The 23,994-nt window shown below is 35.9% G+C and carries 12 protein-coding genes; 10 read left to right on the top strand and 2 right to left on the bottom strand.

All coding sequences use genetic code 11. The features are described 5' to 3' along the window. Window positions 1-176 precede the first annotated feature (176 nt). The 10 genes from HHU12_RS07595 (at window position 177) to HHU12_RS07550 (ending at window position 23,165) form a co-directional block, all read left to right on the top strand. Window positions 177-4,304 (top strand): hybrid sensor histidine kinase/response regulator transcription factor, encoded by a 4,128-nt coding sequence (locus HHU12_RS07595; protein WP_169656149.1) that lies wholly within the window; start codon window positions 177-179, stop codon window positions 4,302-4,304. A gap of 329 nt (window positions 4,305-4,633) precedes the next feature. Then, entirely contained in the window at window positions 4,634-5,473 is an 840-nt protein-coding gene (locus tag HHU12_RS07590; protein WP_169656148.1) for an AraC family transcriptional regulator, read from the top strand. A gap of 116 nt (window positions 5,474-5,589) precedes the next feature. Continuing rightward, window positions 5,590-6,996 (top strand): sulfatase-like hydrolase/transferase, encoded by a 1,407-nt coding sequence (locus tag HHU12_RS07585; protein ID WP_169656147.1) that lies wholly within the window; start codon window positions 5,590-5,592, stop codon window positions 6,994-6,996. After that, window positions 6,980-8,479 (top strand): family 16 glycosylhydrolase, encoded by a 1,500-nt coding sequence (locus tag HHU12_RS07580; RefSeq protein WP_169656146.1) that lies wholly within the window; start codon window positions 6,980-6,982, stop codon window positions 8,477-8,479. Before HHU12_RS07585 ends, HHU12_RS07580 begins: the two co-directional genes overlap by 17 nt. Before the next feature lie 38 nt (window positions 8,480-8,517). Beyond that, window positions 8,518-11,817 carry a glycoside hydrolase family 2 TIM barrel-domain containing protein gene (locus tag HHU12_RS07575; protein ID WP_205959814.1) on the top strand — a complete coding sequence of 1,100 codons (3,300 nt, stop codon included), beginning with the start codon at window positions 8,518-8,520 and terminating at the stop codon, window positions 11,815-11,817. An 812-nt stretch (window positions 11,818-12,629) separates the two neighbouring features. Next, on the top strand, window positions 12,630-15,716 hold the full coding sequence (locus HHU12_RS07570; RefSeq protein ID WP_169656145.1) for a SusC/RagA family TonB-linked outer membrane protein: 3,087 nt from the start codon (window positions 12,630-12,632) through the stop codon (window positions 15,714-15,716). Window positions 15,717-15,733: 17 nt separating this feature from the next. Then, window positions 15,734-17,467, top strand: coding sequence for a RagB/SusD family nutrient uptake outer membrane protein (locus HHU12_RS07565; protein ID WP_169656144.1), 1,734 nt, complete (start codon window positions 15,734-15,736; stop codon window positions 17,465-17,467). Window positions 17,468-17,479: 12 nt separating this feature from the next. Next, on the top strand, window positions 17,480-19,093 hold the full coding sequence (locus HHU12_RS07560; protein WP_205959813.1) for a hypothetical protein: 1,614 nt from the start codon (window positions 17,480-17,482) through the stop codon (window positions 19,091-19,093). 434 nt (window positions 19,094-19,527) lie between these two features. After that, the gene (locus HHU12_RS07555; RefSeq protein ID WP_169656142.1) at window positions 19,528-20,454 is read left to right on the top strand and encodes a hypothetical protein; all 927 of its coding nucleotides are present in this window, start codon (window positions 19,528-19,530) and stop codon (window positions 20,452-20,454) included. 404 nt (window positions 20,455-20,858) lie between these two features. Continuing rightward, on the top strand, window positions 20,859-23,165 hold the full coding sequence (locus HHU12_RS07550; RefSeq protein ID WP_169656141.1) for an Ig-like domain-containing protein: 2,307 nt from the start codon (window positions 20,859-20,861) through the stop codon (window positions 23,163-23,165). Between the two features lie 56 nt (window positions 23,166-23,221). Here the strand turns inward: HHU12_RS07550 and HHU12_RS07545 are convergent, their stop codons facing one another. Further along, window positions 23,222-23,572: a helix-turn-helix domain-containing protein gene (locus HHU12_RS07545; RefSeq protein ID WP_169656140.1), complete on the bottom strand. Its 351-nt coding sequence runs from the start codon at window positions 23,570-23,572 to the stop codon at window positions 23,222-23,224. Between the two features lie 2 nt (window positions 23,573-23,574). Beyond that, on the bottom strand, window positions 23,575-23,874 hold the full coding sequence (locus HHU12_RS07540; protein WP_169656139.1) for a type II toxin-antitoxin system HigB family toxin: 300 nt from the start codon (window positions 23,872-23,874) through the stop codon (window positions 23,575-23,577). Window positions 23,875-23,994 lie beyond the last annotated feature (120 nt).

The raw sequence follows: 23,994 nt of genomic DNA, 5'->3' as shown, positions 1-23,994 counted from the left end.
CGAGATAATTTTCCACTAATTTACGGGCTTATTTATGGAGTTAATTCATGTAAATTATCAACTTTCTTACCTTCAATTACCTTCTTTCCCTAACTATTGGCAGAATTTGCGAAGACTTCTTATCTTTAAATACTTTGTCATATTGGAAGAATACATCACCACTTTTTTAACATAGAATGAACTATCAGTTTTACTTTTTTTTATTTTCTAGAAGACACTGTTTACTTTTCTTATTATTTCTTTGGAGCACATTTTCAGTTTGTGCTAATACTGTTGAAATCAATGTCACAAAACAGCTGACCTATAAAGAAGGGCTGTCTCATTTTGGGGTGACTTCATTGGAATTGGATAAAAATGGCCTGCTTTGGGTGGGTACTTTTAAGGGATTGAATATTTATGATGGCTATGAATTCAAAAGCCACTACTTTCAAGATACGCCTGCACTTTTGAGTAATAGAATTACTTCTCTTCATAAAGATAAGCATGATAATATATTAATTGGAACAGAGAAAGGCCTTTCAATTTACAGAGAACGGTTAGACCGGTTTGATTCTTTATTCATGACAGAAAGTATCATTCGAAAAAATGAAGTGGCTTCAATTACCGATATTGTTGAAACTAAAAAATATATCGTTTGTAATACTTCTAAAGGGTGGCTAATTATATTGGATAAAGATGATTATTCGATCATAGATAAACAGTTTCCTTTACCTCAATACAATAACAATTTTAAAGCCTTTCATATTTCAGAATTTGTAAATAATCAATTGCTAATAGCTTCAAATAGAGGTTTACTTGTTTATGATATTGATCGAAAAACGTTTAGAAACAATAGCTACGAGCACTTTAATTATTGCGTTGATGTGGCTTTTGATGGCCACAAAACAGTTTATGCTTTGAGCTATACAGATGTATTTATTTATCAATATGATAGTGCTACTAATAGATTAAACTATGTGACTACAATGTTGAAGGATGAATATTTTTCTCAGTTAAAAATAGGATTAAATGGAGAATTATGGTTGTTGAAGAATAATAATACCATCGCACTTATAACAGAGCCAAACTATTATAAAAATATCAAGCAAAATATTGTCTATTATCACTTTATGAATGATTTTACCCGTTTAAGCAGTATTACACTCAGTAAATTCGGTGGATGGGCAGGTAGTTTTAATCAAGGAGTATTTCAAATAAAAACAGAAAAACCCTTCTTTCAATATACAGGGTTAAAGGAAAAATATAAAGAGAATAAATCGAGTCAAGTCATTAATATTGTCCCTTATTCTACGGATAAAGTATATGTTACTCTTAATGTGAATGATAATAAGTTGTTTGATTTGAGTGACTTATCGATCAAAAATATCAAGCATCCTAAGGTGAATAATCAATTGATATCTAAGGTGTTAGTGGGTAGAAATAAAAGTATTTGGGGAGGGAGTAGAAGAAAAGGAATTTTTAGAAAAAAGGATATTAATGCGAACTGGGAACAACTGAAAATAAAAAATAATCCTGATTTTCTTGAAGAAGGAGCACAGACTATTATTGAAGATGGAAATGGAGATATATGGTTAGCAGGTTTGAATGCTTTGTATAAGTTCTGCTTGGATGATAATGGAGAAATTAAAAAAGTAGACCAATTGAATCAATTGGATAATTTGGAGTACGATGCCAATGTAGGAATTAATGTGATGTATTATGATGAGGTCGAAAACTGTATATGGATTGGCACCAATGGAAATGGATTATATAAAGTTGTATTAAATGAAAATCATACGCTAAGTCAACAGGATTGTAAAAAGATAAAGATGTCAGATTCCTGTCCTTTAGAAGGTTCAATTATTACGTGTATCAAAAGATTGCCCAACAAAGAGTTATGGGTTGGTGTGCTGGAAGGTGGCATTTCTAAAATGGAGAAAAATGGAGATGCTTACTGTTTTGAAACTTTTACAGAGAAAGATGGCTTGGATGATAATGACGTGATGACCTTTGAATTTGACGTTTTCAACCGTTTATGGATTGCCACTAATAAAGGTATTAATCAGTTTGATCCTGCCACAAAAACATTCGTCAATTATACTACAAGTGATGGTATTGTACCGGCTTCATTTGAAGTGGTTTCTACTAAATTACAAAATGGCTTGATGGTTTTTGGGGGTAATAATGGCTTGTGTTATTTCGATCCCAATCAAATATCCTCGAAAATTGACAATCCTACATTACTCTTTGGAGAGTTGAAAATCCATAATAAAAAGATTGATGTAGAGGATAAGGAAGGGGCTGTATTGACTAAAGTATTAAATGAGACTTCAGAAATTACGCTTGAAAATGATCAGAATTCCTTGTCTTTTGAATTGATTTCTCTGCATTATGAAAACGCAAATACCTATGGATTAAGATACCGCTTGCTTCCGAGAGAAAAAAACTGGAATACGAGTACCTCTAATAATAAAATTGCTTCTTATAATTTACTTCCTGCAGGTGAATATACTTTTGAGGTTCAGGCATCCAATTCTAAAAATGAATGGACAGAAAGCCGGACAATAAAAATTAATATTCTAGAAGCTTGGTGGAAAACTTTTTGGGCGAAACTATTTTATCTCTTCTTATTTCTGGTGGTGATCATTATTGTAATGACGGTGATTATTCGTATCAAATCATTAAGCTATAAACTGAAATTAGAGCATTTAGAAAAGAATAAGCTTAAAGATTTGGACGCGGCACGCCTCAAACTGTTTATGAACATTTCGCATGAGTTCAGAACACCTCTAACGCTTATTAATGGCCCTATCACACTTCTGAAAAACATGTTTGAGAACAATCAGGATGCTTTCGAACACATTGATTTGGTACAAAGACAATCCAAAAAGATGCTTCAGTTGGTGGATCAGGTACATGAAATTAGAAAGGCCGATCAGAATCTTCTAAAATTGAAAAAGAAACATTTTGATTTTACCCACCTTATTACAGATGTGAAAAAGGATTTTGATCAATTGGCTGAGAAATCAAACAAGATATTAAAATTAGTAGGGACGGATCATCAATTGATGGTAGATGCAGATGAGAGCAAACTGGAAATTGTCATCAACAATCTCTTGAATAATGCTTTTAAATTTACGGGAGAGAAAGACGAAATTACCATTACTTATGATTATAAAGGAGAATCTTTGATTTTCAGTGTGGAAGATACGGGTAGGGGTATTTCAGAGGAAAATCAGAAAAATATATTTAAGAGGTTCTATCAGTCAGACAATAAAGATATTTATACAGCAGGTTCGGGTATTGGATTGGAGCTTTCTAAAATGATCATTGATTTACATGGCGGAACAGTTGCTGTAGAGAGCGAAATGGGGAAAGGAACGAAGTTTACTATTGAGTTACCCGTTGATGTTAAAGTGAAAGAGGAACTGAGTGATATAAAAGTAGAGGAATCCATTAAAGAAGAATCACATGATCAGCGTCAGAGAACGTTGACAGAAATGGTGGACATTTCATTCCTAACAAAAGATAGTAACTCTAAGAATAGTTTGATTTATTATGTTGAGGATAATGTGGATTTGAGAAATTTTGTTTCCAATATTCTTTCACAGCATTATAAAGTGAAAACATTCGATCATGGAAAGGCTTGTGTAGATGCTTTAGAAAAGGAGTGGCCTGACCTTATATTAAGTGATATTCTAATGCCGGTTATGAACGGTTTGGAACTTTGTGAGATTGTAAAAGGTAATGTAAAGACAAGTCATTTGCCAATTGTACTACTGACTTCAAAATCATCAAGTGATGAAAAAATTGAAGGAATGAATGTAGGTGCTGATGCCTACTTAACTAAGCCTTTTGAGATCAAACAAGTGGTAGCCACAATTGAGAATATCTTGAAAAGCAGAAAAGTCCTTCAAGATAGGTTCCAAATGGAGGTGCCTTTGCCTATAGAAAAGAAAGCTCTTTCTGATTCTGATAAGAAGTTTTTGGAAGACTTTACCAACCTATTGAATGAAAATTTATCTAATGAGAATATAGACCTTCAGGAATTTTCTAAAGAACTATATATGAGTAGAAGTCAATTCTTCCGTAAAATCAAAAGCATCACTAATTCTACACCGAATGATATCATCAGAACCTTCAAATTAAAGAAAGCGGCGGAGTTATTATTGATCAAAGAGAATACAGTAAATGATGTAGTCATCATGACAGGCTTTAAAAATAGAACACATTTCAGTAAGCTATTTAAGGATCACTTTGGAGTAAGTCCTGGTAAATATGCGAGTGAGACGAATGAGAAAATAAATAAAAATTCACCATCGTAGAGGTAGTCCTATGTGACTGCTCAACTCCCCAAGAAAATCAATGTCTTTTTTAGTGTCACATTTGTAAAATTGCGTGTATGATATGTATAGGGCTGTTTTGAGACGCAAAATGACACTGAAAACAACAAATTTGATACGCCTTAAAATCATAATTCTAAGAATAAGTGTGAATTTTACGATGTCAACAATGGAGAATTAATCTATCGCAAAGACAAATTATCTATCTGACATTTTTTACACTATCTGTACCTTCTATTCATACACTACGCAGGTACAACATGAAATGAATTATTAACGCTCTCTTGATTGAGAATTTAATTATCTGAATTATGAAATTGGTTTTTAAAGACACTGAATCGAAAGAAAATAAGGCTATCACAGTTGCCCAAAAAACAACACCTTGTTACGACACACTATGGCACTATCATCAACAGTACGAACTTATTTTTATTCAAAAAGGAAGTGGTCTCCGATTCGTTGGAGATGATGTGACTTCTTTTTCTGAAGGAGATCTTGTAATGGTAGGTCCTTATTTACCGCACTTATGGCGTAATGATGAAGGGCAAGATGATGTGAGCATTTTAGTGATGAAGTTTGATGAAAACTTTATGGGACAAGGGACTTTTGATAAACCAATTTTCTCTAAAATCAAGGAGCTATTAGAAAAGTCAAAATTTGGCGTTTCATTCTCTAACGAACTAGGCTTGTCATTGGAAGAAGAATTGATGGGTTGTTTAGATAAATCAACTGCTGACCAATCGATTTTCTTGTTGAGTTTATTGAATCGTTTAGCGAATACTGGAGAAGTAAAGAAGTTGTCTACTTCAGATATGAGACAACAAGGAGATACAAGTTCTGATAGAATCGACAGAGTATTAAAATACATTTCAGACAACTACGAGAAAGATATTGACTTGCAGGAAATAGCGGATATAGCATGCCTGACTTCAAATTCGTTCTGTAGATTTTTCAAGAAAGTAACGAATAAGTCTTTCAAACAATACCTTAATGAAGTAAGGATACGAAATGCCAGCAGATTATTGGTTCAAGAGAACTATCAGATCTCAGATGTTTGTTATGAGGTAGGGTTTAATTCAATTACCAACTTCAATAAGCAGTTCAAAATGATTATTGGTAAGACGCCAAGAGAATTTAGAATGGCCATTTAAGGAGAAAAACCAGAAGGATAATTTTGGTTAACCTTTGGATAAAAACAACGAAAAAAGCACCGCTTACAAGATATAAATTTACAACGTAATATTTTTTAAAAGCAATACCTACAATTATGAAAGGGATAGTATACCTCCTAATTTTTTTAATTCCATGTTTTCAACTTTTCGCTCAAAAAGGAAACAAAAAAACAAAACAACCTAATATCATTTTATTCTTTACAGATGATGGAGGATATGCGGATTTTGGTTTCCAGGGAAGTAAAGAAATCAAAACACCACAATTGGACAAGTTGGCAAATGCTGGTTTGGTATTCTCTCAAGGATATGTAACAGCGTCAGTTTGCGGGCCGTCAAGAGCTGGTTTGATTACAGGACAATATCAACAGAAATTTGGTTACGAAGAAAACAACGTACCGGGTTATATGAGTGAGTCTTCAAAGCTTTTGGATGTGGATATGGGATTGCCTACGGATATAAAAACGATGGGTGATTATATGAAAGAATTGGGTTATGCTACCGCCTTTTATGGTAAATGGCACTTAGGTGATGCTGATAAATTTCACCCAACCAAACGTGGTTTTGATGAATTTTACGGTTTCAGAGGAGGAGATAGAAGCTACTTTGCTTACGAGAAATTCCCTCACCCTGATAAGAGAATGGAGAGAAACATGAATAACTTTGAAGAGCCTAATAAGTATGCTACAGACGTTTTTGCAGAGGAAACAATCAAGTTTATAGAGAAGCATAAAGATGAACCTTTCTTTATTTTCCTTTCTTATAACGCGGTGCACACACCAATAGAAACGACTGAAGAAGATTTGGCATTGTTTCCAGAGTTGGAAGGTAGAAGAAAAGAATTAGCGGCAATGACATGGGCGATGGACAGAGCTTCAGGAAATGTATTACAAAAATTAGAAGAGCTAGGGTTAGATGATAATACTTTGATTGTCTTTACGAATGATAACGGAGGTCCTTCGGATAAAAATGGATCAATCAACTTGCCGTTAGCAGGTACTAAGTCAAACCATTTAGAAGGTGGTATCAGAGTTCCTTTTACAATGACTTGGAAAGGGCAGATCTCTAAAAAATCGAAATTTGATTTCCCTGTAAGTACATTTGATTTACTGCCTACTTTTTATGCTGCAGGTGGTGGTGATGTGTCAAAATTGAAAGATGTGGATGGTGTGGATTTGATGCCTTATATCAAAGGAGATGTCAAAGGAAGACCTCATGAAACATTATTCTGGAAAAAAGAAACTAGAGCGGCTGTAAGAAGTGGTGATTGGAAATTGATCCGTTATTCTGATCGTCCGGCAGAGCTTTATAATATTGAAAAAGATGAGTCGGAGTTAAATAATCTGGCTTACAAAGAAACGGACAAAGTAAAAGAACTTTTTAAACTATTGTATGAGTGGGAATTGACATTGGAGCGTCCTTTATGGCAGCTGAAGAGACAGTTTGAAAAGTATGATAACGATAGAATGGACAAATATAAACTAGGTAATGAACAAAATAACTAAACTAATACAGCTGTTATTTTTAGCAGCTGTATTTACAAACAACGTCACTGCACAAACACCCGTTTCTCACCCAAATTTAAAATGGGAAAAAGAGGAAGCACATTCAGATGAATTTGAAACTTTAGATACACAGAAGTGGGAGAATGATCCTAACGACTGGGGTGTTTGGTCATGGGAGCCTTCATTGGCTTATGTGGAGAACAATGAATTGAAAATCAAGATGATTCAGGAGACGCATAGACGTAATACGAACTATGGTCAGAATGAAGAATTATACTATAAATCAGGCATTATCAGAAATAACCAAACGATTACTTACGGTTATTTTGAAGCGAAAATAAAAGGAGCTGATCGATTTCCTGGTGTATCTCCAGCTTTCTGGTTGTACAGTATCAATCAACCTGATCCAACAGAAGATGGACAGGCAAAGTACAGTGAGATTGATGTCGTAGAATTGACTCAGAAAGAATGGGATTTTGATAAAAATGAGTGGGAAGGTCCTGAGGCAATTGATATGAACTTGCACGCTGTGGCAAGAGAAAATGGACAGTTGGTTCAGATCAGACCACATGGTAAACCAGAAATTGCTCAAAACAAATGGTATGCAGACTTTGATCCGCGAGAAGATTATCATACCTATGGAGTGTTGAGTAGAGCAGATTCAATTTTCTGGTATGTGGATGGTATAGAGAGAGGGCGCAAAGAAAATTTATACTGGCATTTGCCAATGCATATTACAGTGTCAATGGGATTAAGAAATCCATTTGTGAAATATGTAGACGGAGTACGTTACCCAGTAGCAGATTCAACAACTACTGAAGGTTTCCCGACAGAAATGGCATGCCAATATGTAAGAGTTTGGAAAGCAGTTCCACAAATTCAAGCCACAGAAAGTGATTATGAAAATGTGGAGTTCGGAAAAAATAAAGGCTTGACTTTCAATAGCTATTTTGATGCAGGTAGTGGTTTTAGATCTACATCAGAAATGGAGGTAGACTTGGTGGAGAAAAATGCTTCAGGTGAAACTGTAAAAGTAGCAGCGACTTCACAAGCAGTAATAAAAGGTAAAGCAGCGGGACAAACTTCAGTCTTCTTCAACCTTCAAGGGGTCGCACTTTCATCTGATCTGGAAGCAGGACATTATTACGAAATCAATGCACGTTTCACTTCTTCTAAAGAAAATGAGACGGTTGAATTGACACCGATTAAAAATATTTTAGTAGTGGACGAGGTGACTTCATTGGGTAAAGGATTGGGCAGTAACATTGAAATCTACCCGAATCCTGCCTTGGAGTCTATCAAAATCAAAGGTCTTCAAAAAACTACACCCGTAACTATTTTAAATATTGCAGGTGAAGTAATGATGGAAAAGAACATTGATCCAAAAGAGACTATTGATGTAAGTAAATGGGTTAATGGTGTTTACTTAGCAAAGGTTAGTCACAATGGTGTGGTTGTAACAAAGCGATTTGTGAAACTTTAAATCTCTTTATCATAAGCCTGCTTGTAAATGGTGGGCTTATGATGAGGATTCAGAGAGAGATGGTAAATAATCCGAAAAGACTTATCGTAATGCATAAAAAAATCATCCTTTTTTCAATACTCCTATTTTCAGTACTGTCTTCTTTTGCACAAAAAGACTGGGAAAATGAGCATGTATTTGAAATAAATAAATTAGCACCTAGAGTGGCCTCTTATTCTTATTCCTCTGTAGAAAAAGCATTGGAAGGGGATAGAGAAAAATCAAGATATATTTCATTAAATGGGAAGTGGCATTTTGAGTTTGTTCCTAAAGAAGAACTCCGCTCTCAAGACTTTATGAAAGCTGATTTTGATGCTTCCAAATGGGATCAAATAGCAGTGCCTTCCAACTGGGAAATGTTGGGGTATGGTCAACCGATTTATACAAATATTACGTACCCGTTTACACCAAATATTCTGGATACTACATTGGTATACAATTGGAAAGGACCTCAACCTCCATTGCCTCCCAAAATTTATAGAGACAATCCTGTTGGTTCTTACCTTAAAGAATTTGAAATACCTGTATCTTGGAAAGCTGACCAATCTATTATTCTTCATTTTGGAGGTGTCACTTCAGCGTTTTACTTATGGGTGAATGGTGAAAAAGTAGGCTACAGCCAAGGAAGTTGTTTGGCAGCAGAGTTTGATATTACAGACTTTGTGCAATCAGGAAAAAATAAGCTAGCAGTACAGGTATTCCGTTATAGTGATGGAAGTTATTTAGAGGATCAAGATATGTGGCGATTGAGCGGTATACACAGAGATGTGATGCTGATTGCTCAACCTAAAATTGCATTGAATGATTTTTATGTAAAGACAGATTTCAATGATGATTTATCTGCTGTAAAACTGAGAATCAGACCTGCTTTATGGATGGAAGGTGATGTAAAAAAATTACCTCAATTGAAGCTGAAAGGAATGCTTTATGACGGTCAGGACAATGCAGTTTTAACGAAGCCAATGCAAGTAGGTTTGAAAAAAGTATTTGAACAGCGTTGGCCTCCAAGAGATATGCCTAAGTTCGGTTTGTTGGAAGCTGATTTTAAAAACCCGAAACTTTGGTCGGCAGAAACACCAAACCTTTATCAATTGGTATTGTGGATTGAGGATCAAAATGGAAAAGTTGTGGAAGCGAGATCACATACGTTGGGCTTCAGAACTATTACTTTTGATGAAAATAATGCTCTTTTGGTGAATCAAACTCCAGTGAAAATAATGGGAGTGAACAGACATGATCATCATCCTACCAAAGGGAAAGCAATCAGTCGTGAAGATATGGAAGAAGAAGTACAGCTTCTGAAACAATATAACTTCAACGCAGTCAGAACGTCACATTACCCGAATGATCCGTATTTTCTAGAGCTTTGTAATAAGTACGGTTTGTATGTGATGGATGAGGCCAATATTGAATGCCATCACTTAGGAAGTTATATTCCTAATCAGCCTTCATGGGTGGCTTCTATGATGAGTAGAGTAACAAGAATGGTGGAGAGAGACAAAAATCAGCCTTGTGTGATTTCATGGTCATTGGGCAATGAATCGGGTACTGGACCGGCATTCGCGGCAGCTGCATCTTGGATAAAAGATTTTGACCCTACACGTTTCATTCATTATGAAGGAGCACAGGGAGACCCAACTCATCCTGATTACAAAGAAGGGGATAATGTGGGTTACACTTCTCAAAATTGGGAATCAATGGCCAATCCTAGAGATGCTTTTTATGTAGATGTAGTGAGTAGAATGTACCCGAATTATGCTCAAGTGGTACATCTTTCAAAAAATAAAAATATTACAAGACCTATCGTTTTGTGTGAGTACATGCACGCTATGGGTAATTCTATGGGAGGACTTGGTGAATACTGGGATTATATCAGAGCAACTCCTAATGTAATGGGTGGTTTTATCTGGGATTTCAGAGATCAAGGCTTAGTGCATAAAAATGAGAAAGGTGAAGAGTATTATGCTTATGGAGGTGATTTTGGCGATGTTCCAAACGATCAAAATTTCTGCATCAATGGTGTTTTTGCTCCAGATTTATCACCTAATCCACATGCATATGAAGCGAGATATGTTTTTCAACCTGTAAGCATTCAATGGTCAAATAAAGAACAGCAAGAAATTGAGATTAAGAATCGTTTCTCTTTCACTGATCTTTCCGGTTATACTTTTGAATATTCTATTCAGGAAGAAGGAAAAAACATAAAAGAAGGGCAGCTTTCATCCATCAGTTGTACACCTCTCACTGCTACAAAAATCAATATCCCAATGGAAGGTATTCAATGGAATCCTCAAAAAGAATATTGGATCAATATTGAAATGAAGGAAGGGAAAGATCAGTTGTGGTGGAAGAAGGGGAATCTGGTGGCTTATGAGCAGTTGCAGTTGAAAGCAAGTGAAGAGGTCGCATCACAAGAAGTTGCTTCAGGTAAAGTAGAAGTAAAAAAGACTGCATCTCTTTTTGTACTGAAGGGAGAGAAAAGTACTGTAGAGATTGATGCGAAAACAGGTGATCTTAAATCATTTACTTATAATGGAAAAGACCTGTTGAGTAAGCCTATGCAACTGAACTTCTGGAGACCTTCTGTAGATAATGATGTAAGAGGCATAAGTGCTGGACCCATTGGAAAGTCTGCTAAGTTTTGGAAGGACATTGATCAAAGATGGACCACTGTGAAAGTGAAGTCTAAAAAAGTTGGAGAGAATGCGCTTCAAATTGATGTGAAGAAAGTCTTAAAAGACAGTGTTGAAGTAGTTGTATCTTATACGGTTTCAGACGATGCGATTGATGTGACTTCAGAGCTGACAAGATTATGTGAAGTGCCTAACCTTATTGCATTTGGTGTTCAATTTGGTATTCCAAAAACCTACAATCATGTAGCGTATTATGGTAATGGCCCTTATGAGTCCTATGAAGACAGAAAGAGAAGCAATTTGATGAATGTCTATGCAATGGAGACGAAAGATTTATATTTCCCATATATCAAACCTCAGGAGACAGGCAACCGAACAGATACAAAATGGGTGAGTTTGAGCAGTGAAGACAATCAATTGAAACTGAACAGTAATTCCTCTTTTAATTTTTCTATCTGGCCTTATTCTCCTGAAAAAATTAAAAGAGCCAAACATCAGTATGAGCTAGTGGAAGACGATTATTTCACAGTGAATGTTACCGCTGAACAAGCTGGATTGGGTGGTACTTTATCAGTCACTCAGCCACAGTACAGAATGGCTAAAAAGACCTATAGTTTAAGCTTTAGTATTCAGGGTGAATACCTGAAAAAAGATATTCAATACTAGAAAAACAAATGGTCGTAATGAGGTAAAATAAGGGGGGTAGTTCCTTTGTGTCTGCCCTCTTTACTGAAAAATCAACCATTATTTATTCTTGTATAAGTAGTTTAATAATAAATAAATAGTGTAATGCTTAGTTAAAAACGATCAATTCCATAAAAGTCTTAAGTGTAGACAGGCTTTTAGTACCTATGATAGATTTTGATGTAAAAATTTCATTTCATTTCATTGACACTAACTCCTAAGTACGATTACTTAGGAGTTTTTTATTGTAAGTAAGTACAAATTCAAAATTATCTAATACTAATTCTATTTATTGGGTAGTGCTCGTGCTCCTCTGGACTTGACTTCAAAGCCTTGACTTTTTTGCTTCGTTTATGTGTTAAGACAAAAATGAAGAAGAAGGTAGCTTGGAAGTAGAACATAAAAAGCTTGCAGAAAAATTGATTGAAAGTTGACGTTAATTTAGTTTACAGTGTGCATATCACGATTCAATTATTCTTGATGCAAATTCTTTACATAACGTCCTATAGTTGTTTTTATTCAAAAATTACCCCTAAAACAGCACTTTTTTACCCCCAAAACTATCCAAACCTAACCAAAACTAACTCCTTTTTACCCTTCCCGCCGAAGATGTTAAAAAAGTGTAAGTAAAGGGTAATTCTTACACATAAGCTCTCTCTAGTCTTGATTAATATTGTAATGTAAGATAGCAACGTTCATCTACATTAATTTTTTTCAGAGAAAGTGTGTTCAACTCACTCTTTCAATATCTGTTCATTAATCATAAAGTTATGTTATTCTTAAGTAAACTTAGTATGAATCGGAAAGTGATACCAAAAGCGGGTTTTATGACCTTCTTCTTAATGATTTTTTATACAACTATTTCTCTTGCTCAAGAAGTTGTTGTTTCAGGCCGTGTGTTAGATAGTGGTGATCCACTGCCCGGTGTGAACATAGTGGTGAAAGGTACGACAAAAGGTACAGTAACCGATTTTGATGGTAAGTTCAGCATCAATGTATTGAAAGAAGATGTATTAGTTTTTAATTACATCGGTTATGTAGGTCAAGAGCATCCAGTAGGAAGCACAACAAATTTTGACATCGATTTAAAAGAAGACCTTGAATTACTAGATGAAGTAGTTGTAGTAGGTTACGGTGTTCAGAAGAAAAAGGAAGTTACAGGTGCTGTAAACAATGTAGGTTCTGAAGCTTTAGAGAAGATGCCTACTCCAGATTTAGGAACAGCATTACAAGGACAAGTGGCAGGTGTAAACGTACAAGCATCAAGTGGTGCTCCAGGTGCTCCGGCTAACATTCAGATTAGAGGTGTAGGTTCAATCATCGGTTCAACAGAACCTTTATATATTGTGGATGGTATTCCTTACCAAAGCAACCCGAACATTGCTCCTTCGCAAATCAAGTCAGTTGACATTTTGAAAGATGGTGCATCGGCGGCGATTTATGGTGTAAGAGCATCAAACGGTGTCATCTTGATCACAACTAAAACAGGTGATCCAGGAAAAGTAAAAGTAGATTTTACAGCATGGGGAGGTTTCCAAAATATCACATCAGGAACACCATTAATGGATACGCATCAGCAGTTTTATCATGATCAATTAAGAGCAGATGCAACAGGTATTCCTTCATCAGTTTTATCTGAAAACCCAAGAGCTTTAGAAAATAATTCAGACTTTGTAGGAGCAATTCAAAACGATAATGCTTCGATTCAAAACTATGAATTGAATGTAGCTTCAGGTAAAGGTGATTTACAAATCAACGCCAATGTAAACTACTTCAATCAGGAAGGTGTAATTATCAACTCTGGTTTTGATCGTTTAGCTACTCGTTTAACGGGTTCGATGAACAAGAAGAAGTTTAAGATGTTTGCTTCAGTTGGTTTCCAAAATGAAAACAGAAGAAGAGAGCCATGGGCAATTTATGAAAGAGCGGTAACGCAAAAACCATGGAGTACACCACTTGAAGAACTGCCAACAAATGGTGATATTATTCAGATTCCAGATCAAAACGAGATTACATACAGTTATTTATCAGGAATCATGGCCAATACAGATGAGCAAAACACAAAGAGATTCAATTTAGCATTCAGTGCTTCTTATGAGATCTTAAAAGGTTTAACTTATCAAATAAGAGCAGGTGCTAACTATTTAAACTCAACAAGAAATCGTTTCCAACCAAAATATACTATTCTCGACGCAAATGGTAATTATGTAGCGGCGGCCTCAAGACCGCAAGCAAGATCAAACGAAGATTACGTATGGGATGAAAGATATACTTTAGAAAATATTTTGACTTACAATAAGTCGTTCGGAAAACACAATTTGAATTTCACAGGTGCCTATACATTAGAGCAGTATAAAAACAGACAAACAGGACTTTTGATGTCATTTGCTGAAAATGGAAACAACGCTATTCAAGTGCCAGATGCTGCGGTTTCTATCTCAAATCCACTTGGTGAAATTAATGAAACTGCTTTAATCGGTATGATGGGTAGACTTCAGTATAGCTATGATAGTAGATATTTATTATCAGTTTCATTGAGAAGAGACGGTACATCACAGTTTAGACCTGAAAATAGATTCGATGTTTTCCCTGGTATTTCATTAGGTTGGAATGTGGATCAAGAAAGCTTCTGGAATGTTGATTTCATCAGCGGATTGAAAGTGAGAGCAAGTTATGCAGAACTAGGTAACAACAGAATTGGTCCAAACCCTTATATCGCTTCAAGAGTAATTGAGCAAGGTGTGAATTACTTATACGGATACGACAAAGAATTGACGCCAGGTTTAACGCAAAGAAGATTTGCTAACCCTGATATTTCATGGGAGACATCAATTGCACAAAACATCGGTGTTGATTTAACGATGTGGAATGACAGAATTCAATTTACTGCAGATGTTTATAAAAACCAGAAGCAAAACATGATTCTTGGTCAGCACTTACCGCCATCAGCAGGTACAAACTTAACGAGAGAGAACAACGAGTCTCTTGAGTATAGAACGTTGACACTGAATGCTGGTGATATGACAAATACAGGTATTGAATTGGCATTGAACTACAAGAACCAAACAAAATTCGGTTTGAACTATAACATTGGTTTGACATTCACGAAAAATGTGAATGAAGTTACAAACTTGAACGGTATTGAAAGAGGTTATGGTGACGGTCGCCCATCACTGACTATTGGTTCAATGGACAATACAACATTTATGGCAGTTGGTCATGAAGCAGCGTCGTTCTTCTTAGTTCAAACAGATGGTATTATCAGAACAGAAGAGGAATTGAAAAAGTACCAGGAAGAACTTAACCCTACGGCTCGTTTAGGAGATGTAAGATATGTTGATCAAGATGGAGACGGTGCCATCACAGATAATGATAGAGTGTATGCAGGTTCTGGCATGCCGGACTTTGAATCAGGTATTATAGCTTCATTAGGTTACAAAGGTTTTGACTTCTTTGTTCAAGGTTACTATTCACATGGAGCAAAAATCTATAACGGTTCTAGACTATTTGCTTACTCACACAGTAGACACACTGATTTAGTGGGCATGTGGAGCCCGCAAAACCCTACTTCAGACATTCCATTAGTGACATCATTGCAAAGTGAAAACATAAGATCTCAATCAGACTTATGGTTAGAGGACGGTACTTACTTCAGAATCAGAACAATCACTTTAGGTTATGATTTGACAAATGTGATCGGTCAAGAAGCAGGTATTTCAAAAGCAAGAGTTTATATCTCTGCGGTGAATCCATTCACTTTCACAAAGTACAGAGGCTATGACCCTGAAGTAGGTGGAGAAAGACTTCAGATGAGAGGTGTAGATAGAGGTAACTACCCTGTATCAAGACAGTTCTTAATTGGTGCTCAACTTAGTTTTTAATTTAAAAAAGTATTACAATGAATGCTTTAAAGAAGATATTAATCGTAAAATTACTAGCAGGGATGTTCTTTATGACATCATGTAATCATGATGACTTTTTAACCCGAGACAATCCTAACGCTATTACGGAACAAACGTTCTGGCAAAGTGAATCAGACGCTGAAGCTGCTTTAACAACAGTATACGCCGCACTGCAGTATCAATCAATAAGTGGAGGTCACTTGACTTATGAAATGATCAGAGGTGATTTAGGAGGAACGAACGACTGGGTAAAACACTTCCCATACACTGAGTTGATCATTCCTGATAACAGTAGACCTGTTTTCAACAAATGGGCAGAGTGTTACAATGGTATTTTTAGAGCCAATCAGGTAATTGATAACATACCGACAATGGAAGTACTTTCTGAAGAAAGAAAAACTGAAATCTTATCACAAGCACGTTTTTTAAGAGCTTTCTTCTACTTCGAACTAGTGCATACTTTTGGTGGAGGTGTGATCAAAACTTCTTCTAAAATTACAGATCATAATATTCCTTTTTCTGATGCAACTGAGGTGACAAACCAAGTGATTCTAGGAGATTTGGAATATGCTATGGAGCACTTGCCACTGACTAGAGCATCAGCTGATTTAGGAAGATCAACTTGGGGTATGGCTACTACATTACTTGGTAAAGTATACTTATACAACAAAGAGTGGACAAAGGCAGCAGTAGAGTTTAAGAAAGTAATTGACTCAGGTCTTTATCAGTTGTCTTCAAACTATGCTGAAAACTTCAGACACGATGTGCTTTACAATTCTGAATCGATTATGGAAGTGCCATTTGACGGTTCAATAAACTCAGGTGCACAAGATGCAAGTAATGTGGATGACAGTGGAGATGTTTCAGGTGGTGAGTCTACAAAACTAGCACGTTGGTATGGTCCTTATTCTTTAGGTGGATGGCAAGGAATGATGCCTACTTACTGGGCACATGAATTAATGGTTGCTGATTCAGTAGCAGGTTCAAATGCTCACTCATCAAGATACAACGCCACTCTTGCAGGACGTGACGCTGAAGGATTGTATTACAACAAAACTCCAGCAGATTTAAAAACAGAAGTGCCTAGAAGATGGGGTAATGGTGAATCATCTTACGTGAAAAAATATGCGAACTGGTATCATATGGATCTTGAAAACATTGAGAACAGATCATCAATCAATTACAAGCATATGAGATTGGCAGACGTTTTCTTGATGTATGCAGAGGCTGTTTTAGAAGGTGAAGGAGACTTAAGCACAGCAATCGAGTACATCGATAAAGTAAGATCTCGTGCAGGTGTAGTGACAATCCAGGATTATATCAACAACGATGGCGGTATTCCTCAGTTGCACATCTCTCAAGAAATACATGGTGCTCATCCTATTGTACCAGCTACAATTGATAACATCAGAACTCACCTTCGTATGGTAGAACGTCCTACTGAGTTAGCGTTCGAAAACACAAGATGGAGAGACTTAGTAAGATGGGGTATGGTAAAAGATGTATTCACATCACACCATAATGATGAATTGATAAGAATCGAAAGGTTCCAGAAGAGAATTGACGACGCGAAGGAAAATGAATTACCAACTCCAGCGCCATTGCCTCCATTATACATTGAAGGTAGAGTACGTCCTGATTTTGTGAATAACTGGAACTTCTATACTTCTGGCAAACACGATTACTTCCCAATTCCATCTGCTGAAGTTCAAGCAAACGAAGCAATTTAAAAGAGATCTATCATGATAAATATGAAATATATAAAGTTATTCATTCTTTCATCACTTGCCCTATTATTAGGGGCATGTGGTGAGGAGTTGAACAATCCAACAGTAATGACACCGAGTCATAGTGTTGTGAGAGTGTCTCAAGTAGGCAATGATAATGTCATCAACATCAATCAGCATATTGATTTTGCAGATGTTTCTCAAGGCATTGAGAGCAGACAATGGATTTTCCCAGATTCTAACGTAACAGTAGATGGTAATCCACAAGATGCTCAAGTAAGAGGTACTTTCCATAAAGAAGGAAAATGGGAAGTGACATTGAGCCAAGTATTCCAGAACAACGCTTTTGTAGGTTCAGAAACTGTAGCGAGAGAAACAAATAAAATTGATACTACATTTGTGGTAACGGTAATGCCAGCTGTGAAATTGAACAGCATTAAGGCAAACTTATTATTGGCAGACGGTACACTTGGTGATGAGATTCCAATGGCGCCTGAAACACCTACAGAAATTCCATTTGGTAGTATTTTACGTTTCACTTATGATGCAACAGGTTCTCCTTCAAAAATTCAGGGAACACTTCACGGAGCTGAGCTAGTAGCTGAAAGCCCAAGTAACAACACGTTTGATGTGAAGTATGTAACATTGGATAAAGTATACAGTTTTGCACCTGTTTTCGTAAGACCTAAGCCCTACAGTGCAGACTCTTTATTAGTACTTGACTTAGTGAAGTGTGTACGTTCTGATGAGCCATTGCTTTTAGAAAACGTAACTGCTGATGCTGATAAGAAAATTAACTTAGTGTACTCAAGAGGTTTGAATGCGAACTCAGTAAAAGCTTCAGATTATTCTGTTTCAATTACTACAGCAAAAGGAGAAACGCTAACACCTGCAGTGACTGGTGCGTATGTAAACCCTGCAAATGCAAGCTACTTAGTACTTGAAATTGGAGATGAGTTAGTATACAGTAATGATGTTGTAAAAGTGACCTACACCGGAAACTCATTAGAGTCTCAAGATGCAGCAATTGCTCCTCAATTTACAAACGAAATGTTGGTAGGTTCAGAGGAAGATCTATTGAAAGCATCGGATTATGATTACAGCTATGAAAATTCAGCAATGACACACAAAGGTGCTGATCCTGCATGGTTAGGTAATGTTGTTCCAGAAATCTTGGAGCAGTCAACTGAACAAAAATCAGATGGTAATCACAGTTTGAAAGTATCTATTCCTGCAGCAACTGATTCTAGAGCAGTGATGCCTTCAGCAATTCAAACGTACTTGAACGGTGCATTACACAAGTTTGGATTCACTGAAAACGAAAACAATAAGTTGAGATTAGAATTTGATATTTACATCGAAAACAACGGCGGTGATAGACATCCTAATGCTACATTCGACTCAAATATCCGTTTCCACTTAAGTAATAAAGGTTCTGACTGGCAAGAAATGGCACATGGTTTTGCTAAAGCTGAAGAAGGTAAGTGGTTGACATTCTCAAATGTAATTGATGTGAAAAATGTAATTGCTGAGTACAACTTGATCATGAAGATTGTAAACACAGGTAGTGAGCCAGCTACACTTTACATTGATAATATCAGATTGAAAAGATACTATCCTAGACCTTAAGGATGAAGAATGCTGAATTAAGAATAAAGAGTGATTTTGATACTTAATTGTTGATTAATTAAAACATCTTTGTTATTGATTCCTTTTGAAGGAAGCTTATGATTGAAATATCTTGGGCTTCCTTCTTTTTATTCTAATTTGAGTAAAGAGGGGTGTTTGTTTCTTTCTTGGAATGGAGTGAGTTTTGTGATTCAAAACCCAGAATGGAAAACACTATGAAACTTATTTAGAATATGGTGGAATTATATTAAAACCGCTCTCTTAATTAGGGAGTCTTGGTAAAAGGTTAACTATCTGATAACAAGATGTTTTCTGAATAAAAAAGCAAATAAAAACCCCGAAAAATGTCCAATTTGGCTTTTTTCGGGGTTTTAGCTTGCCTAAATTTGAGTTACGACACAAAAAAATAGGTACAAACCAAGCTCAAATATAGTATGCAATTCGAAATATTCAAGTCAGAACAAGCTCAACCCCTTAAATATTATAAATTCAAGAATTCTGAGTTAGGAAAAATTCATTCTTGTATTCCCTGGGAAGAATTGGAGCAATTATTACCTTCTATTTCAAAAAAGGCAGGAAGGAAATCATGGTTTAATAACAGGGGAAAGTTAGCTCTTATGTTCCTCAAGTCTTATTCCGGTTTAAGTGATGAAAAATTAATTGATAGACTGAATACAGATTGGGCTTATCAGATGTTTTGCTTTCGCTTTTTAAAAGTTGATGAAACAATAAAAGACATTACTCTCCCCAGTACAACGCGTTCTTACATTTCATCAATTATTGATGTCGAAGAACTTCAATTTTCCTTATTAAAACACTGGAAAGGAGCTATTGAATTTTCTAACCTATTACTGATGGATGCTACCTGTTATGAAAGTGATGTCAGGTACCCTACAGATGTAAAATTATTATGGGAAAGTTGCCATTATATTTTTGAAAAACTGCTTTTCAGGTGCTGTGAAGAATTAAAAATAAAACGTCCCAGAAGTAAATATGTAGAGCAAAAGAGAAAATATTTGACTTACTTTAAGAGGAGAAGAAAAGGATACAAACTGACAAGAAAAAGAAAGCGTTCCTTGCTGTACTCAAACTTTAAAAAGAAAGGTCCAAAACCCTACACGAAAGAAGAAAATAGTATGGTTGAAATCATAGCAAAAGAAAGATCGACTCGTATGGAAGGGATTTTTGGAACCCATAAAAGAAGTTATGGACTCGGTAAGATAAAAGCGAGAACAGAAGCAAATGAAAAACTATGGATCGTGTTTGGTATTCTTACTTCAAATGCTGTTTTATTGGCGAAGAAAAAGGAAACGAAACTACCTGAAACAGCACAAGGAAGACAACTAAAATTAGCAGTCTAAAAAGTCATTTTCCCAATGTCCCTTGGATAAATGTGTCCATACAGTTCTTAAATAGGGTATTTTTTTGAGTTTTGTATTTAAACAAGCTGACCTTTTAGAAATGATTGAGTTTTTGAGTGAATTCTATATAAAATCACCCACTAAAATAGAAGTATTCTATCTTTTTTAGTGGGTGATGGGATCTATTTACCAAGATTCCCTAATTAAGGTTAAATATGCGCCATAAAGAGGTAATTATTAGGAAGTTGTTGTTGTGTCTAAAGTGTAAATTGAGGTGAAATAAATAAATTAATTCACAAAATGCTTAGTAATGAAATGAGAACGACTGTTTATTAGGTGTTTTTGTCGATTTATGTAAGATAGTACCAGCCTATCTGAAAGCATTTATAACCTTAGTTTAAATAATGAAACATTTACAATTAAACTATTCCCAAACTACGAAGCTACTACTCTCACTGTTGTTTTTCACTCTTTTCTCGGAGAGTGTGTTAGCACAACAACCAACAACAACTTCTAACCCTTCGGATGTATGGGAAATTCGATGGAGTGCCTCTGATGAATTCAATGGAGCTACTCCAGACTGGTCGAAATGGATCAAGACCGGCAATCTCCCTAACACCACGGCTTGGAAGTGGAACAACGATGACAATGTGAAAATTGAAAATGGAGTGGCGGCGTTGACCATGCGTCAAAACGCTAACAATGCTTCAGATGGAGGGACTTATTTTAAGTCAGGAATTCTGAAATCGTACCAAACGTTTACGTATGGATACTACGAAGCCAAGATCAAAGGAGCCGACATAGGAGAGGGCGTTTGTCCGTCTTTCTGGCTTTTCTCCAATTTTGATTATTCTGTTGGAAACGGCAAAACGGTTTACAGTGAGATTGATGTAGTGGAATTACAACAGTTTGACTGGTATGAAGGTCATCAAGATGACATTTATGACATGGATCACAACCTTCATGCAGTAGTAATGGAAAATGGAACAGGTGTCTGGAGAAGACCAAAACAACATCCTAACGAGCAATTGAACAAATACAGAGCTCCTTGGGACCCCACAAAAGATTACCATATCTATGGGTGTGAAGTGAATGAAAATGAAATTATCTGGTATGTAGATGGTATTGAGGTGGCGAGAAAACCGAATACCTACTGGTACCGCCCAATGAATGTAACTTTGTCATTGGGGTTAAGAAAACCCTTTGTGGAATTCTACAACAACAGAAACAACGCAGTCAATCCAGAGACAGATCCAGAAGCCAAAGCACTACTGCCAGGTATGCCAACAACAATGTATGTTGATTATGTAAGAGTATGGGAGAAATCCACTACTCCAGCTCCTCCAACTGTTGACGTAGGAGAAATTGGCAACCCAAGTTTTGAAGAAGGCGACCTTTCTTATTGGTCTGCAAGTATTGGTCTACAAGAAGTAGTAAGCAATACAAAATCATCAGGTTCTTATGGTGCAAAAGTGAACAACGGTAATGTAGCACAAGTGATCACTTTAGCAGCCAATACTACTTACACTATCTCTGTAGATGGTAAAGTAGGATCTAATGGAACAAGTGCATTTTTAGGCATTACAGATGCTGTATCGGGTGATTTTATCACTAATCAGGAATTCAGTTCTACTTCTTTTGAAAACAAAAGTATTTCCATCACTACGGGTGCTTCAGAACACAAGTACAGAGTTTGGTATTATTCAGATGGTGAGGCATACTGTGATAATTTCACAATTGGAACAGATGGTACGCCTCCAGCTGATGTGGATGTAAATGGAGTGTCTTTAAACAAAAACACATCAAGTATTGGAGTGGGAGAGCAAGTGCAATTAAGTGCTTCAGTTTCTCCCTCCAATGCCACTGACAAAACAGTTTCTTGGTCTACAGCTAATGCATCAGTAGCAACGGTTTCAAATGGTAATGTAACAGGAGTAGGAGCTGGTACTACAAAAATTACAGTAACCACAAGAGACGGTAACTTCAAAGCAGAATGCACAGTAACAGTAACGTCAGGTGGTGGCGGAGGTAGTGGAAGTTTACCAACTGTAGGGAGTGTAATCTGGTTGAAAACGCTTTCAGATGATTATGTAACGGTCAACACTTCTCAAGGAACAGCTTTACAAGCGACAAAATCATCAGTATCAAGTTTTGAAGAGTTTACAGTATTAGATGCAGACGGTTATTTCGCATTGCAATCTGTTGCTACTAATAAATACGTAACTGTAGCATCTGACAATACTGTCAAATGTGGAGCAACAGGTATTTTTGAAAGACAGAAATTAACTTTTGAATTGACGTCAGATGGTTATTTGATCTTGAAAGGAAAAATCAATGGTCAATACATCAGTACAAACAGTTCTGATGCTTTAGTTGCTAATCAATCGAATGCATCAAATGCTACAAAATTTACTTTTCAAAACGGCTCATCTTCAAGAGTAACTTCTACACAGCAATTGAAGCTTGAGCAAGAAATAAAAGTATATCCCAATCCTTATAATTTCGGGAACCTATACATCAACCTCAATAAAATAAATAGCGGTACGCTAAGAGTGTATGATGTTGGTGGAAGAGAATTTATAAACAAAACCTTCAACGAGGTAAACCAAATAGTTCTTAAACACGATGAATTGATGAACCATTCTGGTTTATTAATTTTCCAAATAGTCACAAAAGACGGCACTGCTACAACACGGACAATTTGTAATTAACACACTTACTAAAGGCTGGCATGATTGTCAGCCTTTTTTTTAAGTTAAAAGGTTTATTATGCTAATAGTATTTCTGCAGGAATTTTTAAATCCTTATATAATGATTTTATCATTTTGAGGCTCAAATTTCTTTTACGATTAAGCACTTCACTGACTCTGCTTTGTGATCCAAGGTATTGAACCATATCAGCTTTTGTCATACCCATTTGTTCCATACGGAATTTTATAGCATCAATGGGGTCAGGAGGGGCTATAGGATAATGTTTCATCTCGTAAGACTCTACTAAAGTGACTAACAAATCAAATTCATCTCCTTCAGGAGTATCTTTTTTGGCTCCCCAGAGTTCTTCTATTCTTTCTAATGCTTCATTATAATCAAGCTCTGATTTTATGGGTTTAATATTCATAATTAAATCGTTTTTACATCAATTTTATCATATTGTTTATGTGTTCCAATAAACCGTACGAAAACAACTTGAAATTCATATTCAATTTCAACAACTAGTCTATAATCATTGCCTTTAATATTAAAAACAACTCTACCGTCGCCAACTATACTAGCATGTTTATATTGACTCTTCAAATCATTAGAACTTTCCCATTTCGCCACTTTTACATCATGGTACCAAGCTCTCAATGAGGATTCAGAATCTGAATATTCTGGTTTTTCAAAAAACTCACGAATAGTTCTAAATGCAATGATTCTCATATGACAAATATACTGAAAATTAACAAAATCCCAAAATGGGATATTTTGATGCCTAATCATATTATGAATCTATGATAGTTATAATACTTGTGTCTAACCAATAATAACCATTATGCTAAT

This window comes from Flammeovirga aprica JL-4 (assembly GCF_012844305.1).
GTDB lineage: Bacteria > Bacteroidota > Bacteroidia > Cytophagales > Flammeovirgaceae > Flammeovirga > Flammeovirga aprica.
The sequence above is the reverse complement of the archived record's forward strand: the minus strand, read 5'-3'. Positions and strand labels throughout refer to the sequence as shown.